The sequence below is a fragment of the Streptomyces sp. NPDC052701 genome, assembly GCF_040678355.1.
GTDB lineage: Bacteria > Actinomycetota > Actinomycetes > Streptomycetales > Streptomycetaceae > Streptomyces.
The window spans coordinates 112,654-139,262 of record NZ_JBFATO010000019.1; the positions used below are offsets into that span (position 1 = coordinate 112,654).

16 protein-coding genes, 1 tRNA gene and 1 rRNA gene are annotated in these 26,609 nt (G+C 72.1%); 3 read left to right on the forward strand and 15 right to left on the reverse strand.

The annotated features are described in order from the left end of the window. Positions 1-16: 16 nt before the first annotated feature. Both AB0L29_RS22150 and AB0L29_RS22155 read left to right on the forward strand, forming a co-directional pair. Positions 17-5,023 carry an ATP-dependent helicase gene (locus AB0L29_RS22150; protein WP_365829430.1) on the forward strand — a complete coding sequence of 1,669 codons (5,007 nt, stop codon included), beginning with the start codon at positions 17-19 and terminating at the stop codon, positions 5,021-5,023. 108 nt (positions 5,024-5,131) lie between these two features. Beyond that, positions 5,132-5,953: a DNA-formamidopyrimidine glycosylase family protein gene (locus AB0L29_RS22155; protein ID WP_365829431.1), complete on the forward strand. Its 822-nt coding sequence runs from the start codon at positions 5,132-5,134 to the stop codon at positions 5,951-5,953. Positions 5,954-5,959: 6 nt separating this feature from the next. Here AB0L29_RS22155 and AB0L29_RS22160 read toward each other — a convergent pair whose 3' ends face one another. The 12 genes from AB0L29_RS22160 to AB0L29_RS22215 all read right to left on the reverse strand — a co-directional run bounded on the left by AB0L29_RS22160 (position 5,960) and on the right by AB0L29_RS22215 (position 22,374). Next, positions 5,960-6,445: an SRPBCC domain-containing protein gene (locus tag AB0L29_RS22160; protein WP_365829432.1), complete on the reverse strand. Its 486-nt coding sequence runs from the start codon at positions 6,443-6,445 to the stop codon at positions 5,960-5,962. Continuing rightward, positions 6,442-6,828, reverse strand: a complete 387-nt coding sequence (locus AB0L29_RS22165; RefSeq protein ID WP_365829434.1) for a metalloregulator ArsR/SmtB family transcription factor — start codon at positions 6,826-6,828, stop codon at positions 6,442-6,444. The genes AB0L29_RS22160 and AB0L29_RS22165 overlap by 4 nt, the downstream gene beginning before the upstream one ends. 519 nt (positions 6,829-7,347) lie before the next feature. After that, complete coding sequence (locus AB0L29_RS22170; protein WP_365829435.1) at positions 7,348-7,584, reverse strand: hypothetical protein; 237 nt, start codon at positions 7,582-7,584, stop codon at positions 7,348-7,350. 142 nt (positions 7,585-7,726) lie between these two features. Further along, positions 7,727-8,197: a DNA starvation/stationary phase protection protein gene (locus tag AB0L29_RS22175; protein ID WP_365829436.1), complete on the reverse strand. Its 471-nt coding sequence runs from the start codon at positions 8,195-8,197 to the stop codon at positions 7,727-7,729. Between the two features lie 208 nt (positions 8,198-8,405). Further along, positions 8,406-8,786, reverse strand: coding sequence for a helix-turn-helix transcriptional regulator (locus AB0L29_RS22180; protein ID WP_167997591.1), 381 nt, complete (start codon positions 8,784-8,786; stop codon positions 8,406-8,408). Between the two features lie 109 nt (positions 8,787-8,895). Beyond that, complete coding sequence (locus tag AB0L29_RS22185) at positions 8,896-9,441, reverse strand: CinA family protein (protein ID WP_365829437.1); 546 nt, start codon at positions 9,439-9,441, stop codon at positions 8,896-8,898. Next, on the reverse strand, positions 9,438-10,310 hold the full coding sequence (pgsA, locus tag AB0L29_RS22190; protein ID WP_365829438.1) for a CDP-diacylglycerol--glycerol-3-phosphate 3-phosphatidyltransferase: 873 nt from the start codon (positions 10,308-10,310) through the stop codon (positions 9,438-9,440). Before pgsA ends, AB0L29_RS22185 begins: the two co-directional genes overlap by 4 nt. Further along, positions 10,307-11,782, reverse strand: a complete 1,476-nt coding sequence (gene rimO / locus AB0L29_RS22195) for a 30S ribosomal protein S12 methylthiotransferase RimO (protein ID WP_365829439.1) — start codon at positions 11,780-11,782, stop codon at positions 10,307-10,309. Before rimO ends, pgsA begins: the two co-directional genes overlap by 4 nt. A gap of 115 nt (positions 11,783-11,897) precedes the next feature. Next, the gene (locus tag AB0L29_RS22200; RefSeq protein WP_365829440.1) at positions 11,898-12,737 is read right to left on the reverse strand and encodes a RodZ domain-containing protein; all 840 of its coding nucleotides are present in this window, start codon (positions 12,735-12,737) and stop codon (positions 11,898-11,900) included. A 264-nt stretch (positions 12,738-13,001) separates the two neighbouring features. Next, positions 13,002-15,746: a DNA translocase FtsK gene (locus tag AB0L29_RS22205; protein ID WP_365829441.1), complete on the reverse strand. Its 2,745-nt coding sequence runs from the start codon at positions 15,744-15,746 to the stop codon at positions 13,002-13,004. Positions 15,747-15,923: 177 nt separating this feature from the next. After that, positions 15,924-16,604 carry a response regulator gene (locus AB0L29_RS22210; protein ID WP_365829442.1) on the reverse strand — a complete coding sequence of 227 codons (681 nt, stop codon included), beginning with the start codon at positions 16,602-16,604 and terminating at the stop codon, positions 15,924-15,926. A 307-nt stretch (positions 16,605-16,911) separates the two neighbouring features. After that, positions 16,912-22,374: a HAMP domain-containing protein gene (locus AB0L29_RS22215; RefSeq protein WP_365829443.1), complete on the reverse strand. Its 5,463-nt coding sequence runs from the start codon at positions 22,372-22,374 to the stop codon at positions 16,912-16,914. 398 nt (positions 22,375-22,772) lie between these two features. Here AB0L29_RS22215 and AB0L29_RS22220 point away from each other — a divergent pair, with 398 nt between their 5' ends. After that, positions 22,773-25,526 (forward strand): SpoIIE family protein phosphatase, encoded by a 2,754-nt coding sequence (locus AB0L29_RS22220; RefSeq protein ID WP_365829444.1) that lies wholly within the window; start codon positions 22,773-22,775, stop codon positions 25,524-25,526. A gap of 44 nt (positions 25,527-25,570) precedes the next feature. On the opposite strand, the gene AB0L29_RS22225 is transcribed toward AB0L29_RS22220, so the two are convergent. The 3 genes from AB0L29_RS22225 to rrf all read right to left on the reverse strand — a co-directional run. Further along, positions 25,571-25,646, reverse strand: a tRNA-Thr gene (locus tag AB0L29_RS22225). Positions 25,647-25,744: 98 nt separating this feature from the next. Continuing rightward, complete coding sequence (locus AB0L29_RS22230; RefSeq protein WP_365829452.1) at positions 25,745-26,407, reverse strand: DegT/DnrJ/EryC1/StrS family aminotransferase; 663 nt, start codon at positions 26,405-26,407, stop codon at positions 25,745-25,747. Between the two features lie 114 nt (positions 26,408-26,521). Beyond that, positions 26,522-26,609: ribosomal RNA gene (gene rrf / locus AB0L29_RS22235) — 5S ribosomal RNA — on the reverse strand; the annotation flags it as partial.

Consider the following 26,609-nt stretch of genomic DNA (forward strand, 5'->3'; position numbering starts at 1 on the left):
GGTGCACGATGGACACATGGCCAGCAACGCGCACCGAGCCCTGGACGGCTTCTCCCCCGCGACCCGCGGCTGGTTCACGGGGGCGTTCCCCGCGCCCACCGCGGCCCAGTCGGGCGCGTGGCAGGCCATCGGGGAGGGCTCGGACGTGCTCGTCGTCGCCCCCACCGGCTCCGGCAAGACCCTGGCCGCCTTCCTCGCCGCACTCGACCAGCTGACCTCGACGCCTCCGCCCGCCGACCCCAGGAAGCGCTGCCGCGTCCTGTACGTCTCCCCCCTGAAGGCCCTGGCCGTCGACGTGGAGCGCAACCTGCGCAGCCCGCTGACCGGCATCCGCCAGGAATCGGTACGCCTCGGCCTGCCCGAGCCGGAGGTGAAGGTCGGCATCCGCTCCGGCGACACCCCCGCCGCCGAGCGCCGCGCCCTGTCCACCCGCCCGCCGGACATCCTGATCACGACGCCGGAGTCGCTGTTCCTGATGCTGACGTCGGCCGCGCGCGACGCGCTGACCGGCGTGGAGACGGTGATCCTCGACGAGGTGCACGCGGTCGCGGGCACCAAGCGCGGCGCCCACCTCGCCCTCTCCCTGGAGCGGCTGGACGATCTCCTCCCCCGGCCCGCCCGCCGCATCGGCCTCTCGGCCACGGTCCGCCCGGTCGACGAGGTCGCCCGCTTCCTCTCCCCCCGCCGCAAGGTGGAGATCGTCCAGCCGGAGTCGGGCAAGGAGTTCGACCTCTCGGTCGTCGTCCCCGTGGAGGACATGGGCGAACTGGGCGGCTCCCCGGTCGCCGACGGCCCGGAGGGCGCGGACCGTCCGTCGATCTGGCCGCACGTCGAGGAGCGGATCGCCGACCTCGTCCAGTCCCACCGCTCCACGATCGTCTTCGCGAACTCCCGCCGCCTCGCCGAACGCCTCTGCAACCGCCTCAACGAGATCGCCTACGAACGGGCCACCGGCCGCCCCCTCGACGAGCACCACGCCCCCGCCGAGCTCATGGGCGGCTCGGGCGCGGCCCAGGGCGCCCCGCCCGTCATCGCCCGCGCCCACCACGGCTCGGTCTCCAAGGAGCAGCGCGCCCTGGTCGAGGAGGACCTCAAGGCGGGCCGCCTGCCGGCCGTGGTCGCCACCTCCAGCCTCGAACTCGGCATCGACATGGGCGCGGTGGACCTGGTCGTCCAGGTCGAGTCCCCGCCCTCGGTGGCCTCCGGACTGCAGCGCGTGGGCCGCGCGGGCCACCAGGTCGGCGCGGTCTCCACGGGCGTGGTCTTCCCCAAGTACCGCGGCGATCTCGTCCAGGCCGCCGTCGTCACCGAGCGGATGCGCACCGGCGCCATCGAGTCCCTGAAGGTCCCGGCCAACCCGCTGGACGTCCTGGCCCAGCAGCTCGTCGCGATGACCGCGATGGACACCTGGCAGTTCGACGACCTGCTCGCCCTGGTGCGCCGCGCCGCGCCCTTCGCCTCGCTCCCCGAGTCGGCCTTCACGGCCGTCCTGGACATGCTCGCCGGCCGCTACCCGTCCGACGCGTTCGCGGAGCTGCGCCCGCGCGTGGTGTGGGACCGCGTCACCGGCACGATCACCGGCCGCCCCGGCGCCCAGCGGCTCGCCGTCACCTCCGGGGGCACGATCCCGGACCGGGGCCTGTTCGGGGTGTTCCTGGCGGGCGCCGACCCGAAGAAGGGCGGCGGCCGGGTCGGCGAGCTCGACGAGGAGATGGTGTACGAGTCCCGCGTGGGGGACGTCTTCACGCTCGGCACCAGCTCCTGGCGCATCGAGGACATCACACGCGACCGCGTCCTGGTCTCCCCGGCGCCGGGCGTCCCCGGCCGGCTCCCGTTCTGGAAGGGCGACCAGCTGGGCCGCCCGCTGGAACTGGGCCGGGCGCTGGGGGCGTTCCTGCGCGAGGTCGGCTCGCTGGGCAAGGAGGACGCCCGCCTGCGCCTGCTGGCGGCCGGCCTGGACGCCTGGGCGGCCGACAACGTGCTCTCCTACCTGGACGAGCAGCGCGAGGCCTGCGGTCACCTCCCGGACGACCGCACGATCGTCGTGGAGCGCTTCCGCGACGAGCTCGGCGACTGGCGCGTCGTCGTGCACTCCCCGTTCGGCGCCCAGGTGCACGCCCCGTGGGCCCTCGCCCTGGGCGCCCGCCTCGCCGAGCGGTACGGCATGGACGCCCAGGTCATGCACGCCGACGACGGCATCGTGCTGCGCCTGCCCGACGCGGACCTGATGGGCCTGGACCTCCTCGACCAGGAGCCGGGCGCGGCCGGCACGGAGTACGACGCGGACCGGTCCCCCGTGGGCGCCGCGGACGTCGTCTTCGACAAGGGCGAGGTCGACCGGATCGTCACCGAGCAGGTGGGCGGCTCGGCCCTGTTCGCGTCCCGGTTCCGCGAGTGCGCCGCCCGCGCGCTGCTGCTGCCGCGCCGCAACCCGGGCAAGCGCACCCCGTTGTGGCAGCAGCGCCAGCGCGCCTCCCAGCTGCTGGAGGTGGCCGGCGAGTTCGGTTCGTTCCCGATCGTCCTGGAGGCGGTCCGCGAATGCCTCCAGGACGTCTTCGACGTCCCCGGACTCGTGGAGCTGATGGGCGACCTGGAGTCCCGCAGGGTGCGCCTGGTCGAGGTCACCACCCCCGAGCCGTCGCCCTTCGCGCGCTCCCTGCTGTTCGGGTACGTCGCCCAGTTCCTGTACGAGGGGGACTCCCCGCTCGCCGAGCGCCGGGCCGCCGCCCTGTCGCTGGACTCCCGGCTGCTGGCGGAGCTGCTCGGCCAGGCGGAGCTGCGCGAACTGCTCGACGCGGAGGTGCTGGCCGAGCTGGAGCGGGAGCTGCAGTGGCTCACCGAGGACCGCCGCGTCAAGGACGTCGAGGGCGTCGCCGACGTGCTGCGCGTCCTCGGCCCGCTCACGGACGCCGAGCTGGCCGAGCGGGGCGCAGAACCGCACTGGGCGCGGGAACTGGCCTCGGCCCGCCGCGCGATCCGCGTCCGGATCGCGGGCACCGACCACTGGGCCGCGATCGAGGACGCGGGCCGTCTGCGGGACGCGCTCGGCACGGCGCTCCCGGTCGGCGTCCCGGAGGCCTTCACGGAACCCGTCAAGGACCCGCTGGGCGACCTCCTCGCGCGTCATGCCCGTACGCACGGCCCGTTCACGTCGGCCACGGCGGCGGCCCGCTTCGGACTGGGCGTGGCGGTCACCGAGGGCGCCCTGCAGCGGCTGGCGGCGTCCGGGAAGGTCGTCCAGGGCGAGTTCCACCCGGCCGGGATCGGCCAGGAGTGGTGCGACGCGACCGTCCTGCGCCGGCTGCGCCGCCGTTCCCTGGCCGCCCTGCGGCACGAACTGGAGCCGGTTCCGCCGCCCGCGCTCGCCCAGTTCCTCCCCCAGTGGCAGCACGTCGGCAAGGGGCACTCGCTGCGCGGCGTCGACGGGCTGGTGCGCGCCGTCGAGCAGTTGCAGGGCGCGTCCGTCCCCGCTTCGGCCCTGGAGAAGCTGGTGCTGCCGTCCCGGGTGGCGGACTACGCCCCCGGGATGCTGGACGAGCTCACCGCCGCCGGAGAGGTGGTGTGGGCCGGAGCGGGCTCCCTGCCCGGCAAGGACGGCTGGATCAGCCTCTACCTGGCCGACGCGGCCCCGCTGCTCCTGCCGCCCCCGCATCCCCTGGAACCGACCGCACTGCACCGGTCCGTCCTGGACGCCCTCTCCGGCGGCTACGGGCTGTTCTTCCGGCAGATCGCCGACCAGGTCCGCGCCACCACCCACCCGGAGGCCACCGACCCCCAGCTGGCCGACGCCCTGTGGGACCTGGCCTGGGCCGGGTACCTGACGAACGACACGCTCGCCCCGCTGCGCTCCCTGCTCGGCTCGGGCCGCACGGCGGGTTCCACGGCCCACCGTGCCAAGCGCACCGTCCCGCGCGGGCGCTACGGCTCGCTGACGGCAGCCGCCCGCCCCGCCTCGCGCAGCGGCCCGCCGACGGTCGCCGGCCGCTGGTCGCTCCTGCCTGACCGGGAGGCGGACCCCACGGTGCGCGCCCACGCGCTGGCCCGCACGCTGCTGGACCGCCACGGCGTGGTGACCCGGGGCGCCGTCTCCGCGGAAGGGGTCGAGGGCGGCTTCTCGGCGACGTACCGCGTCCTGTCCGCCTTCGAGGAGACCGGCCAGGCCCGCCGCGGCTACGTGGTGGAGGGCCTCGGCGCGGCCCAGTTCGCGATGGACGGCGCCGTGGACCGGCTGCGGGCGGTGGCCGCCGCCCGCGACCGCGGCGACGACCTGTCCGGCCCGGACCACGGCACCGGCACGTCCGCCGACGGTTTCGTCCCGGGCGCCTTCGGCGCCGCCGGCCCGTTCCCCGCCGGCGACGACCCGGTCCCCGCCCACGGCCGGCCGGACGGTTTCGGCGCACCCGCCGACCGCGCCCACCCGGCCGACCCCGGGTACGACGGCTTCCCCGCCCTCGACGGTGGCCTCGCCCTCCCCGAACCGCGCCCTGAGGCGCACCGCCCACCGGCCCACCGGCCGCGCAGGACGAACCCGGACGAGTACGTCTCACCGCGCGACCTCGCGCCCCCGCCCTGGCAGAGCGGCGGCCGCACCGGGTACGACCCCGGCTTCCGCCGCAGCCGCCCCGACCCCGTCTCCCGGGCGGTCGTCCTGGCCGCCGCCGACCCGGCGAACGCGTACGGCGCGGCCCTGCCTTGGCCGGAACCCCCCGCCGGCGCCGGGCACAAGCCCGGCCGCAAGGCCGGCTCCCTGGTGGTGCTCGTCGACGGTGAGCTGATGCTGTACATGGAGCGTGGCGGCAAGACACTGCTGGCCTGGCCCTCCGACCCGGAACGGGAGCCCGCGGACGATCCGCGCCTGCGGGCGGCGGCGGACGCCCTGGCGGCGGCCGCCCGCGCGGGTTCCCTCGGCACGGTCACGGTGGAACGCGTCAACGGCACCTCGGCGCTGACCTCCCCCCTCGGCGCTCTCCTGGAAGGAGCGGGCTTCATCGCGACCCCGCGCGGGCTGCGGCTGCGGGCCTGAGGACCCCGGCGGAGCACCCCGCCGCCGACGAAGCGGTCCGCCCACCACGGCCCCTCCGGGGCTCAAGCCGCGGGACGCGTGAGACCCCACCCGTGCCACCCTTGACCCATGCCCGAAGGAGACACGGTCTGGCTGACCGCGCGACGGCTGCACGGCGCCCTCGCGGGCAGGACGCTGACCCTCAGCGACCTGAGGGTCCCCAGGTACGCCACCGCCGACCTCACCGGCCGCACCGTCCTGGACGTCACCCCGCGCGGCAAGCACCTCCTCACCCGCATCGAGGGCGGTCTGACGCTGCACTCGCACCTGAAGATGGACGGCTCCTGGAAGATCTACGCGCCCGGGCAGCGCTGGAGCGGCGGTCCCGGCCACCAGATCCGTGCGGTCCTCGGCACCGCCGAGAAGACCGCCGTCGGCTACCGCCTGCCGGTGCTGGAACTCCTGCGCACCGCCGACGAGGAGCGCGTCGTCGGCCACCTCGGCCCCGACCTCCTGGGCCCAGACTGGGATTCCGGCCGGGCCCTGGCCAACCTCCTCGAGGCCCCCGCCCGACCGCTCGGCGAGGCCCTGCTCGACCAGCGCAACCTCGCCGGCATCGGCAACGTCTACAAGTGCGAGCTGTGCTTCCTGCTCGGCGTGACCCCGTGGCTCACCGTCGGCGAGCTGCCTCCCGAGCGCGCCGCACTGCTCCTGGCGCTCGCCGAGAAGCTCCTGGACGCCAACCGCGACCGGCCCGTCCGCAGGACCACGGCCCAACCCGGCCAGAACCTGTTCGTCTACGGCCGTGCCCTGCGCCCCTGCCTGCGCTGCGGCACGTCCGTCCGCGTCGCCGACCAGGGCGACGGCTCCCGCGAGCGGCCCACGTACTGGTGCCCCACCTGCCAGAAGGGCCCGGCCCCGGCGCCGCGCCGCGGGGCCGGGTTCCGCTGACGGGAATCAGGCGGCGAGCAGGGCGTCGATCTGACCGACCGCCTGCTGCAGGCCTTCGACCATGCCCATGTTCACCAACTGCTCCATCTGCTCCCGGGAGTCGAAGGCCGAGCGCAGTTCCATCCGCGTGCCCCCCTCGTGCTCGGTGAGCCGCACCCGCGCCGTGGTGGTCGGCATGTCGGCGTTCGGCCTGCCCTCCTGGTCGGCGAACCCGTCGACGAACTCCAGGGAGGTCGGCGGGTCGACGGACGTGATCCGCCACCAGCCCCGGTACTTCTCGCCCTCGGGACTGGTCATGAAGTAGGCGACCTCCCCGCCCGGGGTCAGGTCGTGCTCCTCCACGGTCGCCGGGTAGGCCGGCGGGCCCCACCAGCGCTCCAGCTGCCGCGGGTCGGCCCACAGCTGCCAGACGCGCTCCACCGGTGCGGAGAACTCGGCGATCAGCGTCAGGGTCAGGTTGTCGAGGTCCTTGTCCACGCTGGTGACAGTCATCCGTCCAGTCCTTCCGTCGGATTGTTCACTGCGGGGCCGGCGGCCGAGTCGACGTCCTCCTCAAGGAGGCGGGACATCCGGTCCACCCTCCCGCGCCAGGACGTCTCGAGCTCGTCGAGGGCCTGCCTCGCCCGGCCCACGGCCTCGGGGTCGGTACGCACGAGCTGCTCCCGCCCGCGCCGCTGCTTGGTGACCAGACCGGCCCGCTCCAGCACCGCGACGTGCTTCTGCACCGCGGCGAAGCTCATCGGATAGGCCTCGGCCAGCCGCGACACGGACAGCTCGCCCCGCACGCAGCGCCGCAGTATGTCGCGGCGGGTGGCGTCGGCCAGGGCGTGGAACAGTCGGTCCACGGTCTCGTCGGCCAATTCATCTACAACCATTTGGTTGTATGTTATCTCCGGCCTCATCCCGCGTAAAGCGTTCGCCCGATGCGGGCCTCCACCCGGCGCAAAGCGGCTCACCCGATCCCGCAACCGCCGCATCGACCGACGGCCCGCCGGAAACAGCCGTTCAGCCCCCGCACGCCCTCACGGCACGACCCCGCCGACGAGGACGCCGGAAGACAGCGGCGGAAGAGGCCGGCCGGTACGGCATCCGCATCGGAGCGATCACTCCGAGCCGGACGCACACGTCCACGACCGGCACGTTCACGACCGCACGTCCACGACCGGCCACCACGAGGGCGAGAGACGGGCACACGCCGAAGCCCCGGCGCCCGCATGCCGCCGCCCGGCCGGATCCACGGAGAATCCACGGAGAAAGGGCGTCCGCGCCCGGCCCCGCACCCGGCGCCCGGGCGTTCACGACGGACCGGCCCCACCGTCCGAACGCGGGCACGGCGACGGCCTGACGACCGGGACAGCACACCGGCGGCCGGGACGGCCGGAGCGGTCATCGGATCATTCGGGGGCCGAGCCCGCCCGCCAGGCCCGCCGCCACCGCCCGGTGGCCACGGCCCCCGCCGCCCGTTCCTTGGGCATGCAGTGCACCGGCAGCAGGCTCAGCCCCCACCCCCCGGCAGCGACCACCCCCTCCAGGGCTCCGGCGTCGGGCGCCAGCGCGAGCCGCAACGCGGCCCACCACCACAGCACCGCGACCCCGAGAACGGCCCCCCACCGCGCCGTCCGCCCCGTCATGGCCGTCCACCTCCAGGCGGACGCTATTCGGCTGCCGACGCCCCCGGGAAGGGCGCACCGACGGCACACGGGCGCATCGCGGGCCATCACCCGGCGCAGGCCGGCGAAACCCCCGGAACACCCCCGCGGCCCCGCGGGCACGTCACCCGTTCTCGGCCTGGAACATCCAGTGGTGCTTCTCCAGATCCCCCGTGATCGCGATGAGGATGTCCTGGCTCACCGGGTCCGCCTCCGCGGTCGCCCCGATCCGCTCCCGCATCCGCACGATCACCGCGCCCAGCGCCTCCACGAAGGTGGCCACGGCGGTTCCGTCGTCGACCCACCCCTCGGGTGTCACACCGATGCCGCTGCCGACGGCGACGGTCGCCGCACGCCCGTCGGGCGGGACACCCAGCGCCGCGGCGCGCTCCGCGACCGTGTCGGAGTACGTCCGCGCGGTGGTCACGACCTCGTCGAGCTGGAGATGCACGGTACGGAAGCGCGGTCCGACCACGTTCCAGTGGATCTGTTTCGCCACCAGCGCAAGATCCACCAGGTCGACGAGGGCGCCCTGCAGCGCCTCGGACACGGTGTTCAGCTCGGCATCGGACAGCGGGCTCTTCACGACGTACATCGCGCCTCCGTCGGCTCACCCCCGGCATGTCCCTCAACGATGACCGCCGCACGCCACACCGGCAAACGCACGCACACCGGGCGGCCCGGGGCAAGCGAAAACCCCGGGAGTACCCCTCCGGTTCTCCGCAGAGGCCCCGACCGGGGCATCACCACATGTTCTCGGCGTCCCGCGGGCGCCCCGTGCGCAACGCGCACGCCGCGTGCGCTCAGGCGGCGACGACGTCCACCGCTTCGGCGGGTGCCTTGATGGTCACCCGTTCCGGTGGCACGCCGGTCACCGAGACGGAACCCAGCATCGGGCGAACCGGCGTGGGCACAGGTTCGCTGGGGGTGGCCGCAGCAGACTGGGCCAGCTCGGCGAGGGCGAGTTCGTCGCTCACTTCCCGCATGAGCTCGGACATCCGTACGTCCAGCGCGTCGCAGATGGCGGCGAGCAGTTCGGAGGAAGCCTCCTTCTGCCCCCGCTCCACCTCGGAGAGATAGCCGAGTGAGACTCGGGCGGACGAGGAGACTTCGCGCAGAGTACGGCCCTGGCGTTGGCGCTGCCGACGCAGCACGTCACCCAGCAGGCGACGGAGCAGAATCATCGGTGGCTCCCTCCTCGGACCGCGTAGCCGCATCCTTCTCGCCCCACCGTACCGCCTCGCGCCGCGGCCGTGCGGGGAGCGATGTCGTGTTCACTCAGGGCTGCAAACATCAAAACCCCCCGTTCCGTTCCGTATCCTGTGCCCGCTCATTCCCGGTCTGTTCGCCCGCAAGCTCCTTCAAGAGGAGTGCGAGTACGCTCCGTACACTCTCCATACGAATTTCCGCGCGGTCGCCGTTCAACCGCAGGGGCTCCACTTTTCCGCCAGCGGCAGAACCGGAATCCGCCCCGAACGGCCCGTCCACGGCCACGAAAACCGTCCCGACGGGCTTCCCGTCCTGGGGGTCCGGACCCGCCACACCGGTGGTCGCGACACCCCAGTCGGCACCGAGCGCCTTGCGCACGCCGGCCGCCATCTGGGCCGCGACCTGCGGGTCCACCGCTCCGCGCTCCGCCAGCAGGGTGGCGTCCACGCCGAGCAGACCGGCCTTGAGACCGGTGGCGTAGGCCGTCACCGAGCCCCGGAAGACCTTCGACGCCCCCGGAACCGAGGTGATCTCCGCCGCGACGAGGCCACCGGTCAGCGACTCGGCGACGGCGAGCGTCTCACCCTTCACCGTGAGTAGTCGCACCACGTCGGTGGCCGTGGAACTCAACCTTCCGTCTCCTTCAACGCCGCCTTGCGCTCGGCGATTCCCCTCCGGCGCAGCACAATGGCCTGTCTCACATAGTCGAGACCGGTCGCGACGGTCAAAACGACCGCCACTGCCATCACCCAGAACCTCAGGGTCGCCAGCCACCCCGTCAGTGCCAGCACGTACATGCCGACGGCCACGCCCTGGGTGAGGGTCTTGAGCTTGCCTCCGCGGCTGGCGGGGATGACGCCGTAGCGAATGACCAGAAAACGCAACAGGGTGACGCCGAGTTCCCGTCCGAGGATCACGCCCGTGACCCACCACGGCAGGTCGCCCAGGGCCGAGAGGCAGACCAGTGCCGCCCCCATGATCGCCTTGTCGGCGATAGGGTCGGCGATCTTCCCGAAGTCGGTGACGAGGTTGTAGGTGCGCGCCAGATGACCGTCGAACAGGTCGGTGATCATGGCGATGGCGAAGGCGGCCCAGGCGAGCGCCCGCCACGCCGGGTCGTTTCCGCCGTCGGCGAGCATCAGCGCGACGAAGGCCGGTACGAGGACCAGCCGGAGCATGGTCAGGAGGTTGGCGACGTTCCAGACGCTGGCCTGGTCGACGGCGGCCGCCGCCAGCTTCCCGCCCCGCGGCGGTTTGGCGTCGCCCTGCGCCCCGGGCGCCTCGTCGGACACGGCATCCGCCCGAGCACCCGAAGCCCCGTCGCCGGCCGCCGCGGGCCCGCCGCGGGCGGCCCCCCGGGTCCCGGAAGCACCCTGCCCGGCCGCCCGCGCCGCCGCACGACCGGCCGCCGTCCCCGGACCACCGCCCGGGGCCGCACTCGCCGCTGCCCTCCGCGCGCCGGAGGCGCCTCCCGCCGCGGATGCCGGGACACCGGTCATCTGCCCGCCTCCTCACTGCACCCGGGCGAACCCGCAAGCGGCTCGGCCACCAGGTCGACACCTTCCGTGCCGACCACCTTCGCCTCGACCATACGGCCGACGCTCAGACCTTCGCCGCTCGTGAGCAGCACCTGGCCGTCCGTCTCGGGCGCCTGGTGCGCGGCACGGCCGTGGACGCCCTCCTCCTCGTCCACGGACTCCACCAGCACGTGCACGGTCTCCCCCACACGCTCCTCCGCGCGCTGCGAGACCAGTTCCTCGGCCAGGCGGGAGACCCGCGCCAGCCGCTCGGCGACCACGTCGTCGTCGAGCTTGCCGTCGTAGGTCGCCGCCTCCGTGCCCTCCTCGTCGGAGTAGCCGAAGACGCCGATGGCGTCCAGCCGCGCGTGGTTCAGGAACCGCTCCAGCTCGGCGAGGTCCGCCTCGGTCTCGCCGGGGAAGCCCACGATGAAGTTGGAGCGCACCCCGGCCTCGGGAGCCTTGCCGCGGATGGTGTCGAGCAGTTCCAGGAAGCGGTCGGTGTCCCCGAAGCGGCGCATGGCGCGCAGCACGTCGGGCGCGGAGTGCTGGAAGGACAGGTCGAAGTACGGGGCGACCTTCGGCGTCGAGGTCAGCACGTCGATGAGGCCGGGCCGCATCTCGGCGGGCTGGAGGTAGCTGACGCGCACCCGCTCGATGCCGTCGACCTCGGCGAGCTCGGGCAGCAGCGCCTCCAGCAGACGGATGTCGCCGAGGTCCTTGCCGTAGGAGGTGTTGTTCTCGGAGACCAGCATGATCTCCTTCACGCCCTGCTCGGCCAGCCACCGCGTCTCGTTCAGCACGTCGCTCGGGCGGCGCGAGATGAAGGAGCCGCGGAAGGACGGGATGGCGCAGAACGAGCAGCGCCGGTCGCAGCCGGAGGCGAGCTTCACGGAGGCGACCGGGGAGCCGTCCAGACGGCGCCGCAGGGGCGCACGGGGGCCCGAGGCCGGCGCGAGGCCCTCCGGCAGGTCGGTGGGCGCGCCGTGGCCGGGAAGCGCCACGTCCTCCGAGACCGACTGCCGCTCCACCGGGCTGATCGGCAGCAGCTTGCGCCGGTCGCGCGGGGTGTGCGCGGCGTGGATGCCGCCGTTCAGGATGGTCTGGAGCCGGTCGGAGATATTGGCGTAGTCGTCGAAGCCGAGCACACCGTCGGCCTCGGGCAGGGCCTCGGCGAGCTCCTTGCCGTACCGCTCGGCCATGCAGCCCACCGCCACCACGGCCTGAGTTCTGCCGTGGTTCTTGAGGTCGTTGGCCTCCAGGAGGGCGTCGACGGAGTCCTTCTTGGCGGCCTCGACGAAGCCGCAGGTGTTGACGACGGCGACGTCCGCCTCCGCGGCGTCCTCCACGAGCTGCCAGCCGTCCGCCTCCAAACGGCCTGCGAGCTCCTCCGAGTCCACCTCGTTACGGGCGCAGCCAAGGGTGACCAGTGCGACGGTACGGCGTTCAGGCATGGGCTCAAGACTACTTCGTTCCGCTGACGGCCCCTGTCGACGGGGTTGGCCGGGACTGGCCGGCCCCGTGCGGACGCGTCCTTCGAGGCCGCTTGTCCGGCCGTCCCCCCGCGTCTCAGCCGGCCTGCGGGTCGCCCTTGGTGTAGGTCAGGCGCTCCACGGAGCCGGGCTGGAAGTCGTCCTCGATCTTCTTGCCGTTGACGTACAGGTCGATCACGCCGGCGTCGCCGAGGACCAGGTTGATCTTCGAGCTGTCCTGGAAGGTCTTGGACTCGCCCTGCTTGAGCAGCCCGTCGAACAGCAGCCGGCCGTTGTGGTCCTTGGCGGAGATCCAGCTGCGCCCGTCGGCGGCGCTCACCTGGACCGTCACCTTGTCCTGGGGCGCGGCCGCGATGGCGCTGTCGGACGGTTCCGGCTTCGGGTCGGAGGGCTTCTTGGACTTGGGGGTCGGAGAGGCGGACCCGCCGGTCGCGGGCGTGGCGCCCTCGGCGACGTTCGCCCCGGCGCCGTCTTCGTCGCCGCCGTTGAACAGCGTGAACCCGACGAAGCCGATCACGGCGACGATCGCGGCGACCATGGCCGCGGTCCAGTTGGGTCCGCGCCGCTCGGGACGGATGCGTTCCGCCTCGAACAGGGGCGCGGCGGGAGTCGGGGCCGGGCGCCCGCCGTGCTCGGCCTCGTACCGGGCGAGCAGCGGGGCCGGGTCGAGGTGGACGGCCTTGGCCAGGGTGCGGATGTGGCCGCGCGCGTAGACGTCGCCGCCGCAGGGCGCGAAGTCGTCCGCCTCGATGGCGTGCACGATGGCGATACGGACGCGGGTGGCGGTACTGACGTCGTCGACGGTGAGCCCGGCGGCGATACGAGCCTGCTGCAGGGCTCGGCCGACCGACGGGCGGGCTTCCTCGCGGTCGTCTTCGAACGGACGCTCGTCTTCAGGGGAGTTGCCGATGGACACGGGGGCGCCTTTCGAGCGTGTAGCCGCCTGTGCTGGACGTTCAGTCTAGGGGGGGTGCAAAAGGGTGGGGCAACCGGGCGGTCGTACTTTGTACGCCATCGGAATGGCCCGGCATCCCGATGGTGGAACAGGTGTTTGCCGATTCCCTCAACTTGACGTACGGGGAAGGGAAACGGTTGCTCAACGATCCCTTACGGGTGGGTCACGATCCGGACACCCGGCTGCCGTGACCGCCCCGCGAGGCGACCGTCCTGTTCGGCTTCCCTACCCTTCAGACTCCCCCCGGATCAGCGCGAGCACGCCATCCAGTTCGTCAGGCTTCACAAGAACGTCACGAGCCTTCGAACCCTCGCTCGGTCCGACGATGTTGCGCGACTCCATCAGGTCCATCAGCCGCCCGGCCTTGGCGAAGCCGACGCGCAGTTTGCGCTGGAGCATGGACGTCGACCCGAACTGCGTGGAGACCACCAGCTCGGCCGCCTGGCACAGCAGGTCGAGGTCGTCACCGATGTCCTCGTCGATCTCCTTCTTCTGCTTGCCGCCCACCACGACGTCGTCCCGGAAGACGGGCGCCATCTGGTCCTTGCAGTGCCGGACGACGGCCGCGACCTCCTCCTCGGTCACGAACGCGCCCTGCATGCGCACCGGCTTGCTCGCGCCCATCGGCAGGAACAACCCGTCGCCCTTGCCGATCAGCTTCTCGGCGCCCGGCTGGTCGAGGATGACCCGCGAGTCGGCGAGCGAGGAGGTGGCGAAGGCGAGCCGCGAGGGCACGTTCGCCTTGATGAGCCCGGTGACCACGTCGACCGACGGCCGCTGCGTGGCGAGCACCAGGTGGATGCCGGCCGCGCGCGCGAGCTGCGTGATCCGCACGATCGCGTCCTCGACGTCCCGCGGCGCCACCATCATCAGGTCGGCGAGCTCGTCGACGATCACCAGCAGGTACGGGTAGGGCTGCAGTTCGCGCTCGCTGCCCTCCTGCGCCTTCACCTTGCCGGTCCGCACGGCCTCGTTGAAGTCGTCGATGTGCCGGAACCCGTACGCCGCCAGGTCGTCGTACCGCAGGTCCATCTCGCGCACGACCCACTGGAGCGCCTCGGCGGCCCGCTTCGGGTTGGTGATGATCGGCGTGATCAGGTGCGGGATGCCCTCGTAGGCGGTGAGCTCCACGCGCTTGGGGTCGACGAGGACCATGCGCACGTCCTCCGGGGTCGCCCGCATCATGATCGAGGTGATCAGGCAGTTGATGCAGGACGACTTGCCGGAGCCGGTCGCACCGGCGACCAGGATGTGCGGCATCTTCGCGATGTTCGCCATCACGTAACCGCCCTCGACGTCCTTGCCGAGCGCGACCAGCATCGGATGGTCGTCCTCGGCCGCGGCCGCGAGACGCAGCACGTCACCGAGGTTGACCATCTCCCGGTCGGTGTTGGGGATCTCGATGCCGACCGCGGACTTGCCGGGGATCGGGCTGATGATCCGCACGTCCGGGCTGGCGACGGCGTACGCGATGTTCTTGGTCAGCGCGGTGATCCGCTCGACCTTCACGGCCGGTCCGAGCTCGACCTCGTACCGCGTGACCGTCGGCCCGCGCGTGAAGCCGGTGACCCGGGCGTCGACCTTGAACTCGGTGAAGACCGTGGTGAGCGCCTCCACGATCGCGTCGTTGGCGGCGCTGCGCGCCTTGCCCGGCCCGCCGCGCTCCAGCAGGTCAAGCGACGGCAGCGCGTACGTGATGTCGCCGGACAGCTGGAGCTGCTCCGCGCGCGCGGGCAGGTCACGCGTCTCGGCGGGCGGGGCCTTGGTGAGGTCCGGGACACCCGCCTGCGGGTTCCCCCGCCGGTCCTCCTCCTGCCGGGCCCCCTCCTGCCGGGGGCGGGCCGCCGCCGGAACGGGTGCCGGGCTGGGCGTCGTCGGCTCGCGGTCGCCGACGCGCACGCCCTGGGTGAGGTCGGCGACGACCGGCGACGGCGGCATGCCGTGCAGCACGGCACCGTCGAGCGCCGCGGCGGCCTCCGCGGCGACGTCCACGGCGTCCCTGCGCCGGTCCGTGCCGGGCTGCGGCACGGCGGCGGGGCGCCGGGGCCGCCCGCGCCGCTGCGACAGGGCCTCCTGCTCGGCGTCGTCGGGGTCGTACTCCCCGGAGCCGCCCCGGCGCCGGCGGGGGCGCGCGGGCAGCGCCTCGCGCCACTGCTCCTCGTAGCGCTCGTCGTCCTCGCCGAACTCGTCCGCCCCCGGGTCGTGGACGATCCCGAGCTTCACGCCGAGCGTCCGCAGCCGCTGCGGGATGGCGTTGACCGGGGTGGCCGTGACGACGAGCAGCCCGAAGACCGTGAGCAGCACCAGCAGCGGCACGGCCAGGACGTCGGTCATGGTGTGCGACAGCGGAGTGGCTGCCGCCCAGCCGATGAGGCCGCCGGCGTCCCTTATGGCCTGCATGCCGCCGCTGCGCGCGGGCGAGCCGCAGGCGATGTGCACCTGCCCGAGCACACCGATGACCAGCGCGGACAGGCCGATGACGATGCGTCCGTTGGCCTCGGGTTTCTCCGGATGCCGGATGAGCCGTACGGCGATGACGGCGAACAGGATCGGCACGAGCAGGTCGAGCCGGCCGAAGGCGCCCGTCACCAGGATCTCCACGAGGTCGCCGACGGGTCCCTCCAGGTCGGCCCAGGTGCCCGCGGCGACGATCAGCGCGATGCCGAGCAGCAGCAGCGCCGTGCCGTCCTTGCGGTGCGCGGGGTCCAGGTTCCTGGCGCCCTGCCCTATGCCCCGGAACAGGGCGCCGACGGCGTGCGCGATGCCGAGCCACAGGGCGCGCACCAGCCGGTAGACGCCCCCGGTCGGACTCGGCGCCGGCTTCGGTACGGGCTTCCTCGCCGCGGCCTTCTTCGCGGGCGCCTTCCGCGCGGGGGCCTTTTTGGCAGCGGCCCTCTTCGCCGGAGCCTTCGCGGAAGCGGCCGCCTTCTTCGCGGGCGGCTTCTTGGCTGCGGAGGGACGTGAGGCCATGGGGGTGAGGTTACCGGGGGAGACGACCGGGGACACGTGTGTCGGGTGCTTCACCCATTCGTGTCGCCCTCGCGGGGCCGGAAAACTGACGCGGGCTTACGTGCCGGACACCGGGCGGCCCGCGCCCCGGCCCGGCCGGCGGCACACCGGGCACCGCCGGCTCCGCCGGACGGGCCGTCAGCTCTGCGAGGGCACCGAGGACGTGCTCCCGGTCCCCGGCTCCAGCGCGTCCAGCGCCCGCCGCAGCCCCGTGAGCTTCCGCTCCAGGTGCGCCGCCGTGGCCACGGCCGCCGCGTCCGTCGACTCGTCGTTCAGCTGCTTGGTCAGCGCCTCGGCCTGCTCCTCGACCGCGGCGAGCCGCGCGGAGAGCTCGGCGAGCAGCCCCGCCGGTTCCTTCGCCTCACCGCCCGCGTCCTTGCCGCCGCCCTCCAGCTGGAGCCGCAGCAGCGCTGCCTGCTCCCTGAGCTGGCAGTTCTTCATGTACAGCTCGACGAAGACCGAGACCTTCGCGCGCAGCACCCACGGGTCGAACGGCTTGGAGATGTAGTCCACGGCACCCGCCGCGTACCCGCGGAACGTGTGGTGCGGGCCGTGGTTGATCGCGGTGAGGAAGATGATCGGGATGTCCCGGGTCCGCTCCCGCCGCTTGATGTGCGCCGCGGTCTCGAAACCGTCCATGCCCGGCATCTGGACGTCCAGCAGAATGACCGCGAAGTCGTCCGTGAGCAGCGCTTTGAGCGCTTCCTCCCCGGACGATGCCCGCACCAGCGTCTGATCGAGCGCAGAGAGGATCGCCTCCAGCGCCAGCAGATTCTCCGGCCGGTCATCGACCAGGAGGATCTTGGCCTTCTGCACCATGGCCCGCCCTCCTCGCCCCGGCTTGGGGCCTCCCCTGTCCGCAGGACCTGGGGAAGCACCGGCGGGTGCCGCCCCAGGGGACGACTCCCTTGCGCCGCCCGTCCTTGTGCCGGTCATCGTAGCCGCACCCCGCCCGTCGCCACACCCTGTCACCGCGATGTCACTGTGCACGTAGCAGAAACGCAGCAGGAGACCAGAAGGTTCCCCGGATCCCGTACTTCTACACGGCCCCGGGCACATCGCGTCAGCGACCCGGCACGCCCGCCGAACCCTCCCGTCACGTGCGCGTGACGGCCACGCCTCCCCCTCACGCCCCGCGCATCCACTGCTCCATCACCGTCAGCAGGTGGTCGGGGTCGACCGGCTTGGTCACGTAGTCGGAGGCGCCCGACTCGATCGCCTTCTCCCGGTCGCCCTTCATGGCCTTCGCGGTGAGCGCGATGATCGGAAGCCCGGCGAACTGCGGCATCCGGCGGATCGCCGTGGTCGTGGCGTAACCGTCCATTTCGGGCATCATGATGTCCATCAGGACGACCGCCACGTCGTCGTGCTGCTCCAGCACCTCGATGCCCTCGCGGCCGTTCTCCGCGTACAGCACGGACAGGCCGTGCTGCTCCAGCACGCTGGTCAGCGCGAAGACGTTGCGGATGTCGTCGTCGACGATCAGTACCTTCTGCCCGCCGAACCGGATGCCGCGGTGCGACTGCGCCGCCTCCTGCTCCGCGGCCGGCCACTGCTCCGGCTGCGCCGGACGCCGCTCCGGCTCGGGCACGGTCCTGCGGCGGCGCCGGAACAGCGCGGCCGGCCCGTTCTGCGTCTCCTGGTACGACTTCACCTCGGCCGGCGTCTCGACCTCCACGTCGGACAGCTCCGACGAGGAGGCCACCAGATCGCCGGCCTCCAGGGCCGGCACGGGCTGCTGGTAGCCGTGCGGCGGCAGTTCGCCGGGGTGCAGCGGCAGGTACAGCGTGAACGTCGAGCCGCGGCCCGGCTCGCTCTGCGCGTGGATCTCACCGCCGAGCAGCTGGGCGATCTCCCGCGAGATGGACAGCCCGAGGCCGGTGCCGCCGTACTTGCGGCTGGTGGTGCCGTCGGCCTGCTTGAACGCCTCGAAGATCACCCGCATCTTGCTGGCCGCGATCCCGATGCCGGTGTCCGTCACGGAGAACGCGATCAGTTTCGCGTCCGCATCGGTCAGCGACCCGGCCTCCAGCAGCTGCTCCCGGATCTGCTGCGGCACGTCGTCCCGCGCGGGACGGATGACCAGCTCGACCGACCCGGAGTCGGTGAACTTCACCGCGTTGGACAGCAGGTTGCGCAGCACCTGCAGCAGCCGCTGCTCGTCCGTGTGCAGCGTGGCGGGCAGCTCCGGGGAGACCCGTACCGACAGGTCCAGGCCCTTCTCCGCGGTCAGCGGCCGGAAGGTGGCCTCCACGTAGTCCACGAGCTGGACGAGCGCGATGCGCGTCGGGGAGACGTCCATCTTGCCCGCCTCGACCTTCGACAGGTCCAGGATGTCGTTGATGAGCTGGAGCAGGTCGGAACCGGCGCCGTGGATGGTCTCGGCGAACTCGACCTGCTTCGGGGAGAGGTTCCCCTCGGCGTTGTCGGCCAGCAGCTTGGCCAGGATCAGCAGCGAGTTCAGCGGCGTGCGCAGCTCGTGCGACATGTTGGCCAGGAACTCGCTCTTGTAGCGCATGGAGACCGCGAGCTGCTCGGCGCGCTCCTCCAGGACCTGCCGCGCCTCCTCGATCTCGGTGTTCTTCACCTCGATGTCACGGTTCTGCCGGGCCAGCAGCTCGGCCTTCTCCTCCAGCTCGGCGTTGGACGCCTGCAGGGCCTTCTGCCGCTGCTCCAACTCGGCGGACCGCTCGCGCAGTTGCTCGGTCAGCTCCTGCGACTGGGCCAGCAGCCGCTCGGTCTTGGTGTTGACCGAGATGGTGTTGACGCTGGTGGCGATCATCTCGGCGATCTGGTTGAGGAAGTCCTTCTGGATCTGCGTGAACGGCGTGAAGGACGCCAGCTCGATGACGCCGAGCACCTTGCCCTCGAACAGCACCGGCAGCACGATCACCTGCGCGGGCGGCGCCTCCCCGAGCCCCGAGGAGATCTTCAGATAGCCGCTGGGCGCGTTCTCCACCAGGATCGTGCGCTTCTCCTTGGCGGCCGTCCCGATCAGCGCCTCACCGGGGCGGAACGACGTCGGCATGGAGCCCATGGAGTAGCCGTACGAGCCGAGCATGCGCAGCTCGTACTGGTCGTCGTCCGCCGAGCTCAGGTCCTCCCCGTCGACCAGCGGCATCGCGAGGAAGAACGCGCCGTGCTGCGCCGAGACCACCGGGGTCAGCTCGCTCATGATCAGCGAGGCCACGTCCTCCAGGTCGCGCCGGCCCTGCATCAGCGCGGAGATGCGGGCCAGGTTGCCCTTGAGCCAGTCCTGCTCCTTGTTGGCGATCGTGGTGTCGCGCAGATTGGCGATCATCTTGTTGATGTAGTCCTGGAGCTCCTGGATCTCGCCGGAGGCGTCGACGTCGATCTTCAGGTTCAGGTCGCCGCGGGTCACCGCGGTCGCCACGCGCGCGATGGCACGCACCTGCCGGGTCAGGTTCCCGGCCATCTCGTTCACCGACTCGGTCAGGTCCCGCCAGGTGCCGTCGACGTCGCGCACCCGTGCCTGGCCGCCGAGCTGGCCCTCCGTACCCACCTCGCGGGCCACCCGGGTGACCTCCTCGGCGAAGGAGGACAGCTGGTCGACCATCGTGTTGATGGTGGTCTTCAGCTCCAGGATCTCGCCGCGCGCGTCGATGTCGATCTTCTTGGTCAGGTCGCCCTTGGCGATGGCCGTGGTCACCATGGCGATGTTGCGCACCTGGCCGGTCAGGTTGGACGCCATCTGGTTCACGGACTCGGTGAGGTCCTTCCAGGTGCCGGCCACACCCGGCACGTGCGCCTGACCGCCGAGGATGCCGTCCGTGCCCACCTCGCGGGCCACCTTGGTGACCTGCTCGGCGAACGAACTCAGCGTCTTCACCATGGTGTTGATGGTGTCGGCGAGCTGCGCGACCTCACCGCGCGCCTCGATGGTGACCTGCCGCGTCAGGTCGCCGTTGGCGACGGCGGCCGAGACCTGGGAGATGTTGCGCACCTGCATGGTCAGGTTCTTGGCCATCAGGTTGACGTTGTCGCTCAGGTCCTTCCAGATGCCCGTGACACCCGGTACGTGCGCCTGGCCGCCCAGGATGCCCTCGGTGCCCACCTCACGGGCCACCCGGGTCACCTGCTCGGCGAAGCTCGACAGCTGGTCGACCATCGTGTTGACGGTGGTGACGAGCTCCAGGATCTCGCCCTTGGCGTCGACGGTGATCTTCTTCGACAGGTCGCCCTTGGCGACCGCGGTGGTGACCTCGGCGATGTTGCGCACCTGCATGGTGAGGTTGTTCGCCATGCCGTTCACGGACTGCGTGAGGTCCTTCCAGGTGCCGGAGACGCCCTGCACCTCCGCCTGGCCGCCCAGGATGCCCTCGGTACCCACCTCACGGGCCACCCGGGTGACCTCCTGGGCGAAGGAGGACAGCTGGTCGACCATCGTGTTCAGGGTGTTCTTCAGCTCCAGGATCTCCCCGCGCGCGTCCACGGTGATCTTCTGGGACAGGTCGCCCCGGGCCACCGCGGTCGCGACCTGCGCGATGTTGCGGACCTGCGCGGTGAGGTTGCCGGCCATGCCGTTCACGGAGTCGGTCAGGTCGCGCCACACGCCGGCGACCCCGGGCACCTGCGCCTGACCGCCCAGCCGGCCTTCCGTCCCCACCTCACGGGCCACCCGGGTGACCTGCTCGGCGAAGGAGGACAGCTGGTCGACCATCGTGTTGATGGTGTTCTTCAGCTCCAGGATCTCCCCGCGCGCGTCCACGTCGATCTTCTGCGACAGGTCCCCCCGGGCCACCGCGGTGGTGACCTGGGCGATCTGCCGCACCTGGGACGTCAGGTTGCCCGCCATGAAGTTGACGGAGTCGGTGAGTTCCTTCCAGGTGCCGGAGACGCCGTCCACGCGGGCCTGGCCACCGAGCCGGCCCTCCGTCCCCACGTCCCGCGCCATCCGGGTCACCTGGTCGGCGAAGCTGGACAGCTGGTCCACCATCGTGTTCACGGTGTTCTTCAGCTGGAGCATCTCGCCGGAGACGTCGACGGTGACCTTCTGCGACAGGTCGCCGTTGGCCACCGCCGTCGTCACCTGGGCGATGTTGCGCACCTGCCCGGTGAGGTTGCGGAACGCGGTGTTGACGGAGTCGGTGAGGTCCTTCCAGGTGCCCGCCGCGCCCGGCACCTGCGCCTGACCGCCCAGCTCACCCTCGACACCGACCTCGCGGGCCACCCGCGTGACCTCCGCGCCGAAGGCGGAGAGCTGGTCGACCATGGTGTTGACGGTGTTCTTCAGCTCCAGCATCTCGCCTGCCACGTCGACGGTGACCTTCTGCGACAGGTCGCCGTTGGCCACCGCCGTCGTCACGGCGGCGATGTCGCGCACCTGCCCGGTGAGGTTGCGGAACGCGGTGTTGACGGAGTCGGTGAGGTCCTTCCAGGTGCCCGCCGCGCCCGGCACGTTCGCCTGACCGCCGAGCCGCCCCTCGGCCCCGACCTCGTTCGCCACCCGCGTGACCTCGTCCGCGAAGATCCGCAGCGTCTCGGTCATCTGGTTGATCGTGTCGGCGAGCTGCGCGACCTCGCCGCGCGCCGGCACGGTCACCTTGCGCGACAGGTCGCCGCTGGCGACCGCCGTCGTCACCTCGGAGATGCCCCGCACCTGGGCCGTGAGGTTCCCCGCCATGGTGTTGACGGAGTCGGTGAGCTCCTTCCACACGCCGTCGACCCCGGGCACCCGCGCCTGCCCGCCGAGGATGCCCTCGGTGCCCACCTCGCGCGCGACCCGGGTCACCTCGGAGGAGAACGCCGAGAGCTGGTCCACCATCGTGTTGACGGTGTTCTTCAGCTCCAGCATCTCGCCGGCCACGTGCACCGTGACCTTCCGCGACAGGTCGCCCTTGGCGACCGCCGTCGTCACCAGCGCGATGTCCCGCACCTGGGCCGTCAGCCGGTACGCCATCGTGTTGACGGACTCCGTGAGGTCCTTCCAGGAGCCGGACATGCCCCGCACGCGCGCCTGCCCGCCCAGCTTGCCCTCGGTGCCCACCTCACTGGCCACGCGCGTGACCTCGTCGGTGAACGTCGACAACTGGTCCACCAGGTTGTTCACGGTGCGCGCGACCTTCAGGAACTCGCCGCGCAGCGGATGCCCGGTCCCGTCCGGGGCCTGCGTCCGCAGCTCCATGCGCGGCGACAGATCCCCCTCGGCCACCGCGGACAGCACCCGGCTGACCTCGGAGACGGGCCGCACGAGGTCGTCCACCAGCGCGTTGGAGTTGTCGATCGCGGTCGCCCAGGAGCCCTCGCAGGCCCCCGTCTCCAGCCGCTCGGTGATCTTCCCCTCACGGCCCACCATGCGCCGCACCCGCGCCAGTTCGCCCGTCAGGTGCAGATTGCGGTCGGCCACCTCGTTGAAGACCGCCGCGATCTCGGACATCACGCCGTCGCCGGAGACCGTGAGCCGCTTGCGGAAGTTCCCGTCCCGCATGGACACCAGAGCCGCCAGCAGTCGGTTCAGCGCTGCCGTGTCCACCTCGGTGGTGCCGTTGCGCGCCCTGCCCTGGTTGCTCGGGGACTGTCCGCCCTTCGCGCGCGTCCTCGTACCACGCGTCGCTGCGCCAGACTCCACTGTGTCCCTCCCGCAGGGGTCGACCATTACTGCTGTGCTCGGGTACCACCGCTCGGCGTACCGGTTACTGCTGCGTGTTCCTGCCTGCTGCCGCGCGCTCGTGCCGCACGCACCAGACCGCTTCCAGTGGGCTGCTGCCCGGCGTATGCACAGGACACTCGGCCTGTCCGTACTTTCACAAGAAGCCTGCCCAGTGTTTCACCCCGCCCGAACCAGGCCATAACAGTTCGGCAGCTTCGCACATCGTCCGCACACCCTCCGGACGGAAACACTGCGGACCGGCATCCGCAGGAACCGCGAAGGTAAGTAACCTTGCATCCGGCTGTCCAGCCGCGCCGGCCCGTCCGGTCTGGGCGGTGGCACGAGAACGAGCGGGCATCGGAGGGGCGGCCGCACACATGACCACCGGACTGATCCCGGGGGACCAGCCCCCGGACCCACGGCCGACGGGCGGCCTGCCGCAGCAGCGGCACGAGCCGGTCGGCCAGGGAGCCCTGTACGTCGAGAACCGGTCGAGGAGTTCTGTGATCACCGCGCGCGCGGCCGCCAGCTTCGAGCCCGTCGGACGATCGGTCGCCAGCGCCCGCTCCTTCGTCCGCGACACCCTCCAGGGCTGGGGCTTCGCCGACATCATCGACGACGCCGTGGTCCTCACCAGCGAACTCGTGACCAACGCCGTGGTCCACGCCGGCACCTCCGCCGACGTGCTGTGCCTGCGCAGCGACGACGGCGTCCGCATCGAGGTGGCCGACCGGTACCCGGAACGCGAGATCCCGCTCCAGGGCTCCGCCGTCACCATGGGCAGCCCCGACCGCGAGGGCGGCCGCGGCCTCCAGCTGTGCGCGGCCCTGGCCGGCCGCTGGGGCGTCGAGTACACCCCCACCCACAAGACCGTCTGGTTCAACCTCGATCTGCCCGGCCGACCGGTGGGCACCCGCGCCGCGGGCCCCTCCCTCCCCGCCGACCTCCTCCCGCTCGCCGACGGCCGGGTCCGCGTCGCCGTCATCCAGATCGACCGCGTCGGCAGCATCGCCGCCTGGAACGAGGACGCCGAGGAGCTCTTCGGCTACCCGGCCGACCAGGTCACCGGCAAACCGCTCACCGACCTGGCCGCCTGGCCGCACACCCCGGGCACCGGCACCGGCATCGCCGAAGCCCTCCGCCTCTCCCGCTGGGAGGGCAGCTACGGCATCCGCGGCGCCAACGGCCGTGTGACGCCCGTCTACGCCTCCCACCTGCGCGTGCGCGACGCGGACGGCGAGCCGTCAACCGTCTGCCTCCTCGTGAGGGACCACGAACGGGCCGTTCTGCAGACGCCGCTGCGCGTCCCGGCCTCCGACACGGCCGCCTCCTCCGAGGGCCAGAGCACCGACCCCTTCGAGGTCTTCATCGGCTCCCCCGCCCCCGACGACCTCGACGGCCTCCTGCAGCGCACGGTGGAGCGCGCCCGCGACATGCTCGACGGCGACTCCGCCTTCCTCCTGCTGGCCACCGACGACGAGACGGAGCTGGAGGTCCGTGCCTCCACGGGCCTGCCCTCCGCCCGCCAGCGCTTCGCCCGCGTCCCCGTGGAGGCGGGCCCCGGACGCTACGGCTCGGCCCGCATGCCTGCCGTCCACGACGACCTCACCGCCGTCCCCGGCGCGGTGCCGTTGCTGAACGGCACGGGCATGCGCTCGGTCGTCACGGTCCCGCTCAAGGTCGAGGGCCGGCTCACCGGCTCCCTCGGCGTCGCCGCCGAAGCCCCGGGGCGCTATTCCAACGAGGAGGCGCTGCGCCTGCAGTTCGCCGCCGACCGCATCGCCCTGGCCGTCGAGTCGGCCCGCCTGGGCGAACTGGAACGCCTGCGCCGCGGCTCGCTCAGCTTCCTGGTCGAGGCCTCCGACCTGCTGGCCGGCACCCTGGACCGCGACCAGACCCTGGCCCTGATGGCCCAGATGACGGTCCCCACCCTGGCCACTTGGTGCGCGGTCTACACGATCGCCGACCAGGCCTCCGAGCCGTACCTGTCGTACGTCCTGCACGAGGACGAGGAGCTCATCGACGGCATCAAGTCCCTGCTGTCGAAGATTCCCCCGCCCGACCCGGTGCCCACCCCCGGCGCCCGCGTCTGGACGGCCCCCGGCGAGGTGGCCCACCAGGCGGCCCTGCGCAGTTCCATGCGCAGCCTTGGCCTGAGCGGCGGGTCGGTCCAGCAGGCCCCGAGGAGCATCGGCCCGACCCTCGCCACCGCCTCCGCGGTCGGCGGCGAGACGGTCGTCCTGCCCCTGGTCGCCCGCAACCGCGTCATCGGCATGCTGACGCTGGGCAAGCCGGCCGACGAGCACTTCCGCCAGGAGATCCTGGAACTCGCCGAGGACCTGTCCCGCCGGGCCGCCCTGGCCCTGGACAACGCCCGTCTCTACTCGGAGCGCACGGCGATCAGCCAGTCCCTCCAGCGCAGCCTCCTGCCACCCGAGCTCCCCCAGATCGAGGGAGTCGAGGTCGAGGTCATCTACCGCGCCGCCGGCGAGGGCAACGAGGTGGGCGGCGACTTCTACGACGTCTTCCCGATCCGCGACGGCGCCTACGGCTTCGCCATCGGCGACGTCTGCGGCACGGGTCCGAACGCGGCCGCCGTCACGGGCCTGGCCCGCCACGCCCTGCGTCTCCTGGCCCGGGAGGGCCTCAGCGGCCCGGCGGTTCTGGAGCGCCTGAACTCCGCGATCCTCGACGAGGGCGCCCGCAGCCGCTTCCTCACCCTCCTGTACGGCGAGATGCGTCCCCAGGAGGACGGCAGCGCGGAACTGAAGGTGGTCTGCGCCGGCCACCCCCTCCCCCTCCGCCTGCGCCAGGACGGCACGGTCGAACCGGCCGCCGAGCCCCAGCCGCTGCTCGGCGTCATCGACGACCTGGAGCTGTACGAGCAGACGGTCACCCTGGACCCGGGCGACGTCCTGCTCTGCGTCACGGACGGCGTCACCGAACGCCGCGAGGGCACCCGCATGCTGGGCGACGACGGCCTCGCGGACGTCCTGACGACCTGCACGGGCCTGACGGCGGGCGCGGTCGCGGCCCGCATCATGCGCGCGGTGGAACGCTTCGCCTCGGACGCCCCGTCCGACGACATGGCGATCCTGGCGATGCGCGTCCCGGAGCCCCACAAGGACTGAGGACATGCGAAAGGCCCCGCCCTGGAGGGCGGGGCCTTTTCTGCTGGAGCCCCCAAACGGAATCGAACCGTTGACCTTCTCCTTACCATGGAGACGCTCTGCCGACTGAGCTATAGGGGCCTGTCGCCTTTTCGAGGTTTCCCTCGCGGCAACGAAATAGATCATACCCCGAACGAACCCGTGCTCCCAACCACGGCCTCCGGGGCCGGCCCGGCCGTTCAGAAAGCCGGCTGCAGCAGCCCGCCGAGCGCGTTGCACGCGGCCACGATGCGCTGCATGTCCCGCTTCGTCAACGAGGCGTCCACGGGCAGCGCGAGCGTCTCGTCGGCGGCCCGCTCGGTCTCCGGCAGCGACACGCACCGCCGGAACTCCGGCAGCCGGTGCACAGGCGTCTTCACCGGCACGCTGCACTCGACTCCCCTGGCCTTCAAGGCCCGTGCGAAAGCGTCCCGGTCGGGCCGCCCGTTCCCCAACACCCGCACGACGTACTGCTGGTAGGTGTGCCCGTCGCCGCCGTCAGGCGTCCGCACACCCCTCAGCTTGGCGTCGAGATAGGCGGCCCGCTGCCGACGCCGGGCTATCTCGTCGTACGGCGCCTCGGACTCCCCCACCTGCAGCACGAGCAGGCCGTGCCGTTGCCCGACCGCGTGCAGCCCCACCATGTCGGCGGGCCGGCCGAAGCGGTGCACGGCAACGACGGCCGCGGTCCGCGCGGTCACGGCCGCCTCCACGGCAGACGCGTCAAGGCAGTACGTCACCGGGTCTATGTCGGCGAACACCGGCAGCGCGCCCGTCATGGCCACGGCCTCGGCGACTTCGGCGTTCCCGAAAGCCGGTACGACGACCTCGTCGCCGAGCCCGACACCGGCGGCCCCGAGCATTGCAGCAGTACCCATGCCGGCGATGCTGGTTGCGCAACGTGAACTTCAAGTGACGCAGAACAAAAGAGGGTTGGACCCGGAACCGAAGTTCCAGGTCCAACCCTCTGAATGATTGTTCGGCGGTGTCCTACTCTCCCACAGGGTCCCCCCTGCAGTACCATCGGCGCTGTAAGGCTTAGCTTCCGGGTTCGGAATGTGACCG